Raw genomic sequence first — 9,086 nt, forward strand, 5'->3', positions numbered from 1 at the left:
GCCTGCTCACCGGCAGCGAAGTGGAAGAACTGCTGCAAAGCGCCGACGAAGCCCAGGACCCGTCGCGGGTGGTGGGCGGTCAGAAAGAAATCCAGTCCCTGGTCAAAGCGCTCTACGAACTGCCGGCCCGTCGCCGCAAAATCCTCATCGCCGCCCGCCTGGAAGAGGCGCCGCACCTGGAGATTTCCCAGCGGTTCGGCATCTCCACGCGCATGGTCGAGAAGGAAATCAAGGCCGCCCTGGGCCACTGTGCCAAGCGCCTCGAAAGAAAAGTGATTCAGCGGTTCGGTCCCGGGGCCGGAAAACCGTCTTAGTGTCGAGTCCCTGATAAATCCGTGAGTACGTGCGCGCTTGAATATTTTCAGCTTCCCCAACGCCCGGCCATCCGCCGCCAGCCCCCTGCACGATGAAGCCCGCGACTGGCTGCTCCTGCTGACTTCGGGCCGCGCCACCGTGGCCGATGCCAAGGCGCTCAAAGCCTGGTGCGCGCAGAGCCCCGAGCATGCCCAGGCATTCGAGCAGGCCAAGGTGCTGTGGCAGCAACTCACACCGGCCCTCGACCAGGTGGCGCAACCGCGCAGCTTTGGTCGGCGCGCGTTTTTGGGCGGCGCGATTGCCGCTTCGGCAGCCGTGGTGATGGTGCGCGTCGGCGTGCCGGGTGGCTTTGCCGGACTCACGGCGGACTATCGCACCGAAGTCGGTGAGCAACGCCAAGTGCTGTTGAGCGAAGGGATCAGCCTGGAACTCAACACCCAGACCCGCATCAGTCGGGTGGGGCAGGGCATTGAACTGGTCGAAGGTGAAGTCGAAGTGATCGCCCACGTTGCCCAACCGCTCAAGGTCCAGGCCGGTGATGGTTGGGTGAGCGCGGCGCAGGCACGCTTCAACGTGCGCAACACCGACCACAACGTGTGCGTGACCTGTATCGAGGGCTCGCTCTCAGTGGATATCGCCGGACGCAGTGTGCGCCTGGATGGCGGTCGGCAACTGACCTATGGCGTTGCTGGCGTCAGTGAAGTGACCACGGTAGACACCCAGGCGGTCGTGGCCTGGCGTGAACAGATACTGGTGTTCAACAACGCCACGCTGGCGACGGTGGTGGACGAAATCAACCGCTACCGGCCGGGCATGCTGTTACTGCTCAACAAAGAGTTGGGCCAGCGCCGGGTGCAGGCGCGGTTCAGTTTGCAGCAGTTGGCGGGCGTGGCGTTGTTGATTCGCGATGCGTATGGGGCCAAGTGCACGGAGTTGCCGGGTGGGGTGGTGTTGTTGAGTTAATTCAAAGACCTCAACGGCCCTAATACCTGCCGGTACTTTTCCACGCCCTGAGGCGTCTGCCGCACCAGGCTGATTTCCAGTCCCAGCGGATCTTCCCGACGATTACCGCTCAATTGTCGCCATCCCTTGTCCGCGTCCCACACTCGCACCTGCAGGTCACTCACACCGGTCAACACCACCACCCCGTCTTTCGCCGCCGGCAGCGGGTATCGGTCCCGCGCTGGCGCGGCGGCGCGGTACAGCGAGTCGCCCTTGAGCCACCAGCGCACGCGTTGCAGCCCATCCCCGGCCATCGGGGCGCTGCGGATCACGTCCAGCCTGAAGCCCTTGCTGTCGGAGCTGCGCACGGTCACGGCGGCCAGCCCTTCGGTTTTGGGCGTCTGGTCTTGCGCCATATCGGTTGCGACCAGCTCAACACTGGCGCGCAAGCTGATGTCGCGCTGCATCTGGTTCAGCGCCCGTAGCAACACCTCGGTCTGCTCGCTGCTCGCCTGCAAATGCTGATCGGCACGGGTCACGCTGTCCAGCCCGCGCCAGGCGATCAGGCTGACCACCGCCATGAGCATGATCGCCACCATCACTTCGATCAGGGTGAAGCCTTGCTGGGACCTGTTCATGATTGACTCACCACGCGCATCAAACCCGCAGCGTCGCGTTGCAGGCTGAGGCTGTGCTGCCCATCGGACAGCACCACCCGCAACGGCGGGTTGATCCACTCGGCATTGAGTACCAGGGTTTGCCGGGGTTCGATGTTGATCTGCATGGGCGTGCTTTCCCAGAGGCGCGGGCGCAGTTGGGTGTCGCCCTGGAAGGACTCCACGCTCGTCCCGTCATCGCTACGGCGATTGAAGCGAAAGCCCTTGGCATCCGCACGCCAAGTGATGGGGCGACCGTCGGCGTGGGCTTCGGCCTGGGCCACCTGCAGCAACTGGCTCAGGCGCTCGGCGTCTTTGCGCAGCAGGTGCAGCGGGTCGGGTTTGATCGTGAGGCTGATGGCGGCACTGGCGATGCCGATGATCACCAGCACCACCATCAGCTCGATCAGAGTGAAACCTTGCTGTTTCATCGCGGGCTTCCTGGAGAACTGGGGAGTCTGTGAAATAAAAGCGTGCGAATTGATCTGTAGGCTGGTGCGACGGACAAACAGGAGGTCCTCCCCATGGCATTTGCCCCTCGTTTCACCCTGGCCCACGGCGTGCAGGCGCTGGGGGTGCTGGCCGCCCTGGCGGGCGTGGCGGTATGGACGCCGCTGCTGCTGACCACGGCAGAATCCCACACGCCCCAAGCCACGCCCCAGGCACTGGCGGCGCGCAGCGATAACCCGGCGCTGCAATGGTTTTCCAATGCGCCGACGGCGCTGCAAGTCAAAGTCACTGGCGTGTTGGCAGGCGCCCGTGGTGCGGTGGCGATCCTGAGTCTCAACGACGGCCCGCCGCGCAGCTTTCTAGTGGGTGAACGCCTCAGCCCCGGCGTGCGGCTGACCGCCATCCAAGGTGACGGTGTGGAAATCGAACGCGGTGGTGAAAAGCTGCGCGTCAACCTCGACAAGTTGCCGGACGGCCCAGCGCTGCCGCTGCTCACTCGGCCATGACCTGGGTGTCCAGCCGCGCCAGGGGCGGCGCTTCGCGGCTGGCGTCGAGCACCTGCAGGTTGACCTGAAACAGGCGGCCATCGGCGTTGATGGTCTGCTCGCAACGTAATTTCAGGCGGCCTTGATCACACTCGAAGGTCTTCTTGCCACCCCGCAAATGCCCCTCCAGCCGCAGTTCCGCCAGGCGGCTCTGCGCCGCCAGCAACGCGATGGATTTATCCCGCAGCAAACCGTTGCTCTGGGTCATCAACCCGGCCACGCGCACGGCGGCGGCCATGGCCACGGCAATGATCGCCAGCGCCACCAGCACCTCGATCAGGGTAAAACCTTGCTCCTTGCGACGGCCGTACATGGCGCTCTCAAAGCCGGGAAACAGGCCCGCAGACTAGCGCCGGCAGTTGACCGATTGGCGACCGAAACTCCCGAGGATTTTCAATACGACTGACATGTGTTCTTGCAACACTGCGGCTCGAATTGCACTCAAGCCAAGGAATGTCGAGATGGATATCGCGCGCCTAACGTCCCCATTGCCAGGCCCTCGCGGGCAGCGTGGCTTCACCTTGATCGAGATCATGGTGGTGGTGGTCATCCTCGGGATCCTGGCCGCCATGGTGGTGCCCAAGGTGCTGGACCGGCCGGACCAGGCACGTGCCACGGCGGCCAAGCAGGACATTGGTGGGTTGATGCAGGCGCTGAAACTCTATCGCCTCGACCACGGTTCCTACCCCAGCATGAACCAGGGGTTGAAAGTGCTGGTGGAGCGCCCGGCGGATGCGAAGAACAGCAACTGGCGCGCCTACCTTGAACGCTTGCCCAACGATCCTTGGGGCAACCCTTATCACTACCTCAACCCAGGCGCCAACGGTGAGGTCGACGTGTTCTCCCTCGGTGCCGACGGCCAGCCAGATGGCGATGGTGTGAATGCCGATATCGGCTCCTGGCAGTTGTAAGGCCCACTATGAAACGGTATTCGCCCCCAGCGGCGAAGCAGCGCGGCATGGCGATTATCAGCGCCTTGCTGATCGCAGCGGTGGTCGCCGTGTTGGCCGGCGCCATGCTCACGCGCCAGACCGTGTTCACCCGTGGTCTGGAAGCCGAGCAACTGCGCATTCAGGGGCAATGGTTGTTGCAGGGTGGTCTTGAACGCAGCCGGCAGATGCTCTGGGACGCACGTCAGAAGGACGTGTTGACCCGCCTTGACCAGGCCTGGGCCCGCGCCCAACGTGGCGACTTCGAGGGCCGGATCGAGGATGAACAGGGCAAGTTCAACTTGCGCAACTTGGTCAGTCGCCAGCAGGTGGACGCCGAGCAGTTGCAGAGCTTCGAACGGCTGTGCCGACTGATCGGCGTTGACCCTACGGTGAGCCGGCGTATCAGCCAACGGGTGATTGCTTCTTATGAACCGCCCGCCAAATACCCGATGCTGCGCAACCTGGATGACCTGAGCGGCATCGAAGGCCTTGACCCCGTCGTCTTGCAGCGCATGCATGCCTATATCAGCGTGTTGCCCGGCCCTACGTGGGTCAATGGCAACACTGCCAGCGCCGAAGTACTTAGCGCGGTGGTGCCGCAGCTCAGCCTGTCCCAGGCCCATGGGTTGGTGGCCGAGCGCGACAGCGGGCAGTGGTTCATCAACCGTGGGGATTTCGTCAACCGTTTGCGTTTACCTCAGGTGGAGGTGGATTCGGTGCACGTGGGCATTACCAGCGAATGGTTTCGCGTGCAGGGCCAGGCCAGGCGGGAGCAGCGGCGGGTGACGATTGATGCTTTGCTGCATCGTCCCGAAGACCGTCAGCCACGCGTGATCTGGTCGCGGGTGGGCGTATGAAACGCCTGCGCATTGGCTTGCCGCCGCTGGATCAATTAACCGCCGAAAGCCAGGTCACGTTTGCCTGGCTGGAACGTGGCGTGGTGGTTGAAGAGGGTTATTCGAGCCTGGCGCAACTGGCCAAGGCCCGCCAGGCCGTGGAGTGTTTCCTGCACCCGCGCGACAGCCTGCTCACCAGCCTGGAGTTGCCACCATTGCCTGCTGCGAAAACAGCTGCGGCGGTGGCCTGTGCGGCGCAGGCGCTGATCCTCGCCCCGGTGGAGCAGATGCAGGTGGCCCACGGCCCGCGCGAAAGTGATGGGCGCGTACAGGTCGCTTGGGTACCCAAGGCCGGGCTGGAGCGGATTGCCCAGTTGCCATTCAAGTTGCGCGGCCTGTACCCGGCACCCTTTGCCTTGCCGGTGGGTGCTGCGGCGTTGGATGACGGCTATCTGTTGACACGTGACAGCCTGCAACAAGGCACGGTGCATCCGCTCGGCTTGCAGGCGCTGGATATACCACTGGTTGAAGCGGCGCAGCGTTGGAGTGGAGCGGTACCCACGTGGGGCTTGCACGGCCGTCTGCGTCAACCTTCGACTGTTGGATGGGGCAGGGCGCTCGCGTGTGTCGCGCTCGCCACCGCCATCTGGACCCTCGGCCTCAACCTGTATGCCGCGCGCCAGGTCGAGGAAGGCCAGCGCTTCAAAGCATTGATGAGCCAGCAGGTGCGCCAGGCGTTTCCCGAATTGCCGGTGGTGCTCAACCCCTTGCAGCAAGCCCGTCAGCAATTGGCCGCACGCCAGAGCGGTGCCGCTGCTGATCCCGGCCAACGCTTCATCAGCCTGCTGCAATTGGCGGGTAGCAACCTGCCATTTATGGTCGGCAGCGTCGACAACCTGAGCTTTGAACAGGGCAGCTTGCATGTTGAACTGCTCGCCGACAGCCGTAACCCGGCCGCCGAGGGTGAATGGCAGGCGGCATTGGCCCAGGCCGGGTTTACCGCCAGCCGCAATGAGCAGGCCTGGACGATTGCCCCGGCCCAGCCCGCAGAAAAGCCAGGAGCCGGCGATGAATAAAGTGCAGCGACTGCGCAGCCAGGCCCAGGTGTTCTGGAGCGGCCTGGCCTTGCGCGAAAAACGCCTGCTCGGCGGCGCCGGGCTGGTGCTGGCAAGCCTGCTGACCTGGCTGGTGCTGGTGCAGCCCGCGCTGAAGAAGATCGATTACTGGCAGGCCGAAACCCACAAGCTGCGCGCCCAGGCCGCAGCCTTGCAGGTGCTGTTGCAGGATGTCGCCGCGCCGCGTCAGGGCGACGAAAGCACACTGCGCAACACCTTGGATAGCGCAGGTCTTCAAGGCCATTACCAGTTGCAGGCGCTGGAGCCCACGGGTTGGCGGCTGACCTTCGATAACGCCCCGGCCGATGCCGTGGTGGGGTGGCTGCTGGGCAATGCCCGTTCGTTTTCCCTGGAGGTGTCCGAGGCGCGATTGCAACGCAGCCTCGACACCGTCGACAACTCGGCCGGCACTGTGTCCGGGACCGTTCGCATGGATCAGGCGCTTGGCGCTAAGGAAGCTTCATGAAGTGGTCAGTTCCCCCGTTTCGTCTGATCGCGCCGTTGCTGGTGCTGGCCCTGAGCGCATGCAGCAGCCAGCAGGCCACCAAGCCATTGCTGGTAGACAGCGAACTTGGCCAACCGCTTGCCGTTACGCGCAGCAACGGCGAGACCTTGCAAGATCGCCTGCGCGAACCCGCCCCCAAAGCCCCCGTGCAACACCGGGTCACCAACAGCGCACGCGGCCACGCCCCGGCGGTTGTCAAGGCACGCAACCCATTGGGTGACCAGCCGGTTCAGCTCAACTTCGTCGACGCCGATATCCAGGCGGTGGTGCGCGCGCTGTCCCGCGCCACCGGCCAGCAATTTCTGGTGGACCCGCGTGTGAAGGGCAACCTCACCCTGGTCAGCGAAGGCCAGGTGCCGGCGCACCAGGCCTACGACATGCTGCTGGCGGCGCTGCGCATGCAGGGCTTCAGCGTGGTTGACGTCGGCGGCGTGGCCCAGGTGGTGCCCGAAGCCGATGCCAAATTACTCGGCGGCCCGATCTACAGCGCCGGCAGCAGCGGCATGCAGACGCGCACCTTCCGCCTGCAATATGAGAACGCGGTGAACCTGATCCCGGTGCTGCGCCCCATCGTGTCGCCAAACAACCCGATCAACGCCTATCCCGGCAACAACAGCATCGTCATCACTGACTACGCGGAAAACCTTGCGCGGGTGGCGCAGATTATCAACGGCATCGACACCCCCAGCGCCATCGACACCGACGTGGTGATGGTGCAGAACGGCATCGCCGTGGACATCGCCGCCATGGTCTCCGAACTGCTGGAAACCCAAGGCGCCGACCAGACCCAGAAGATCAACGTGATCGGCGACCCGCGTTCCAACTCGATCATCATCCGCTCCGGCAGCCCGGAGCGCACCGAGCTGGCGCGCAACCTGATCTACAAGCTCGACAACGCCCAGAGCAATCCGAGCAACATGCACGTGGTGTACCTGCGCAACGCCCAGGCCGGAAAATTGGCCCAGTCACTGCGTGGGTTGCTGACCGGCGAAAGCGATTCCGGCGTCAGCGACGATGCCCGTGGCAAGCTCAGCGCCATGGGCGGCAATGGCAAGAACACCCCAGGCGCGAGCAACGCGCATAACAGCAGCGGTACCCCTACCGGCAGTGGTGTGCAATCCGGTTATGGGCAGTCCACGGGTACAACGGCTAACACCAACGGTACCGCTAATGATCAAGACACCGCGTTCAGCGCCGGCGGCGTGACCATCCAGGCCGACGCCACCACCAACACTTTGCTGATTTCTGCGCCGGATCCCCTATACCGCAACCTGCGTGAAGTGATCGACATGCTCGACCAGCGCCGCGCCCAGGTGGTGATCGAAAGCCTGATCGTAGAAGTCGGCGAAGACGATGCCACCGAGTTTGGCGTGCAGTGGCAAGCCGGGAACCTCGGTGGCAAGGGCGGGTTTGGTGGCGTGAACCTCGGCGGCAGTGGCGTGAACAGCACGCCGACCAGCAAGACCAGTATCGACGTATTGCCCAAGGGCCTGAATGTGGGGCTGGTCAATGGCACCGTGGATATTCCCGGTATCGGCAAGGTGCTCGACCTCAAGGTGTTGGCGCGTGCGTTGAAGAGCAAGGGTGGCACCAACATTCTGTCCACGCCCAACCTGCTGACCCTGGACAACGAAGCAGCGAGCATTTTTGTGGGGCAGACGATTCCGTTTGTCACCGGCAGCTATGTGACCGGCGGCGGGGGCACCAGCAACAACCCGTTCCAGACGGTGCAGCGTGAGGAGGTGGGGCTGAAGCTGAATGTGCGGCCGCAGATTTCCGAAGGCGGTACGGTGAAGCTGGATATCTACCAGGAGGTCAGTACGGTGGATGCGCGGGCTTCGGTGGAGGCTGGGACGGTGACCAACAAGCGGGCGATCGATACCAGTATTTTGCTGGATGACGGGCAGATCATGGTGCTCGGTGGGTTGCTGCAGGATGGGTACAGCCAGAGTAATGATGCGGTGCCGTGGTTGTCGGATATTCCGGGGTTGGGGGCGTTGTTCAGGAATGAAAAGCGCAGTGTGAACAAGACCAATCTGATGGTTTTTTTGCGGCCTTACATTATTCGGGACAGTGGGGCGGGGCGCAGTATTACGTTGAATCGGTATGAGTTTATGCGGCGGGCGCAAGGGGGGGTGCAGCCGGAGCGTAGTTGGGCGATGCCGGATGTGCAGGCGCCGCAGTTGCCTTCGGTGGAGAAGGCGATTCCCGGGGGGCAGCAGCAGGGGCCTCGGGCTGTGATTCGGGCGGTGCCTAAGTGAGCGTACATATCCGTTGCTGCGGTAACGGCCACTTAGGGTTCCGCTCTTACAGCGGGTCACTTTTGGCAAACGCCCCAAAAGTAACCAAAAGGTCTTCGCCCCACCACTCGGCACCTCGCCTAGGCTCGGTGTGCCCTCACTCCGGCTTTGGAGCGTGGGCCGCCGCGATGGGCCATCCTTGGCCCAGCGCGGCTAACCCGGCGTCCTGCCGGGTTACCCACGCTCCAAAGCCTGCGTTCGGCCAGCGTGGTTTTACGGGGCGCCGAAGATCAGAAGCCAAAGCAAAAGCAGAGCGCGGCGGCCTTAAAGCCGACCGGTATTGTGTGGTCGACCCCAGTCAAATGTGGGAGCTGGCTTGCCTGCGAATGTATCGCCTGGGTCTATCTGATTCTCCGAGGTGCCTGTATCGCAGCGGTGCGGCGATCCGACAAGCCAGCTCCCACAGAAAAACAACCTGCGGTGCACAAAAAACTGCTCTTGATCTACACCACTCAAGCCGGCTGTCAGGCCGCTGTGCTTTTGCTTTTGA

11 protein-coding genes are annotated in these 9,086 nt (G+C 63.4%); 8 read left to right on the forward strand and 3 right to left on the reverse strand.

Features of this window, described 5'->3' with window-relative positions; genetic code table 11:
- Window positions 1-314: sigma factor-like helix-turn-helix DNA-binding protein (locus H096_RS22535; RefSeq protein ID WP_033901544.1), on the forward strand; the 314-nt coding region annotated here is incomplete at its 5' end.
- Window positions 315-351: 37 nt separating this feature from the next.
- Window positions 352-1,278: a DUF4880 domain-containing protein gene (locus tag H096_RS22540; RefSeq protein WP_033901546.1), complete on the forward strand. Its 927-nt coding sequence runs from the start codon at window positions 352-354 to the stop codon at window positions 1,276-1,278.
- Here H096_RS22540 and H096_RS22545 read toward each other — a convergent pair.
- The gene (locus H096_RS22545; protein ID WP_033901547.1) at window positions 1,275-1,895 is read right to left on the reverse strand and encodes a type II secretion system protein GspJ; all 621 of its coding nucleotides are present in this window, start codon (window positions 1,893-1,895) and stop codon (window positions 1,275-1,277) included. The genes H096_RS22540 and H096_RS22545 overlap by 4 nt on opposite strands.
- Entirely contained in the window at window positions 1,892-2,344 is a 453-nt protein-coding gene (gene gspH / locus H096_RS22550) for a type II secretion system minor pseudopilin GspH (RefSeq protein ID WP_033901548.1), read from the reverse strand. The genes H096_RS22545 and gspH overlap by 4 nt, the downstream gene beginning before the upstream one ends.
- Before the next feature lie 93 nt (window positions 2,345-2,437).
- Here gspH and H096_RS22555 point away from each other — a divergent pair, with 93 nt between their 5' ends.
- Window positions 2,438-2,869, forward strand: coding sequence for a type II secretion system protein N (locus H096_RS22555; protein WP_033901549.1), 432 nt, complete (start codon window positions 2,438-2,440; stop codon window positions 2,867-2,869).
- Here H096_RS22555 and gspI read toward each other — a convergent pair.
- Window positions 2,856-3,221, reverse strand: a complete 366-nt coding sequence (gene gspI, locus H096_RS22560) for a type II secretion system minor pseudopilin GspI (RefSeq protein WP_033901550.1) — start codon at window positions 3,219-3,221, stop codon at window positions 2,856-2,858. The genes H096_RS22555 and gspI overlap by 14 nt on opposite strands.
- 148 nt (window positions 3,222-3,369) lie before the next feature.
- Here gspI and gspG point away from each other — a divergent pair, with 148 nt between their 5' ends.
- From gspG to gspD, 5 genes are read left to right on the forward strand one after another with little or no spacing between them, the layout of a single operon-like run.
- Window positions 3,370-3,819 (forward strand): type II secretion system major pseudopilin GspG, encoded by a 450-nt coding sequence (gene gspG / locus H096_RS22565; RefSeq protein ID WP_033901551.1) that lies wholly within the window; start codon window positions 3,370-3,372, stop codon window positions 3,817-3,819.
- Window positions 3,820-3,827: 8 nt separating this feature from the next.
- A complete protein-coding gene (gene gspK / locus H096_RS22570; protein ID WP_156717517.1) occupies window positions 3,828-4,697 on the forward strand; it encodes a type II secretion system minor pseudopilin GspK in 870 nt (289 codons plus the stop codon).
- Entirely contained in the window at window positions 4,694-5,752 is a 1,059-nt protein-coding gene (gspL, locus tag H096_RS22575) for a type II secretion system protein GspL (RefSeq protein ID WP_033901553.1), read from the forward strand. Before gspK ends, gspL begins: the two co-directional genes overlap by 4 nt.
- Window positions 5,745-6,257: a type II secretion system protein GspM gene (gene gspM / locus H096_RS22580; RefSeq protein WP_033901554.1), complete on the forward strand. Its 513-nt coding sequence runs from the start codon at window positions 5,745-5,747 to the stop codon at window positions 6,255-6,257. The genes gspL and gspM overlap by 8 nt, the downstream gene beginning before the upstream one ends.
- Window positions 6,254-8,557, forward strand: a complete 2,304-nt coding sequence (gene gspD / locus H096_RS22585; protein ID WP_033901555.1) for a type II secretion system secretin GspD — start codon at window positions 6,254-6,256, stop codon at window positions 8,555-8,557. The genes gspM and gspD overlap by 4 nt, the downstream gene beginning before the upstream one ends.
- Window positions 8,558-9,086 lie beyond the last annotated feature (529 nt).

The organism is Pseudomonas sp. FH1, assembly GCF_000510895.2.
GTDB lineage: Bacteria > Pseudomonadota > Gammaproteobacteria > Pseudomonadales > Pseudomonadaceae > Aquipseudomonas > Aquipseudomonas azotoformans_A.

Coding starts and splice junctions, on each gene's coding strand:
- H096_RS22545 (WP_033901547.1), bottom strand. CDS start 1,895: ATGAACAGGTCCCAGCAAGGCTTCACCCTGATCGAAGTGATGGTGGCG.
- gspH (WP_033901548.1), bottom strand. CDS start 2,344: ATGAAACAGCAAGGTTTCACTCTGATCGAGCTGATGGTGGTGCTGGTG.
- H096_RS22555 (WP_033901549.1), top strand. CDS start 2,438: ATGGCATTTGCCCCTCGTTTCACCCTGGCCCACGGCGTGCAGGCGCTG.
- gspI (WP_033901550.1), bottom strand. CDS start 3,221: ATGTACGGCCGTCGCAAGGAGCAAGGTTTTACCCTGATCGAGGTGCTG.
- gspG (WP_033901551.1), top strand. CDS start 3,370: ATGGATATCGCGCGCCTAACGTCCCCATTGCCAGGCCCTCGCGGGCAG.
- gspK (WP_156717517.1), top strand. CDS start 3,828: ATGAAACGGTATTCGCCCCCAGCGGCGAAGCAGCGCGGCATGGCGATT.
- gspL (WP_033901553.1), top strand. CDS start 4,694: ATGAAACGCCTGCGCATTGGCTTGCCGCCGCTGGATCAATTAACCGCC.
- gspM (WP_033901554.1), top strand. CDS start 5,745: ATGAATAAAGTGCAGCGACTGCGCAGCCAGGCCCAGGTGTTCTGGAGC.
- gspD (WP_033901555.1), top strand. CDS start 6,254: ATGAAGTGGTCAGTTCCCCCGTTTCGTCTGATCGCGCCGTTGCTGGTG.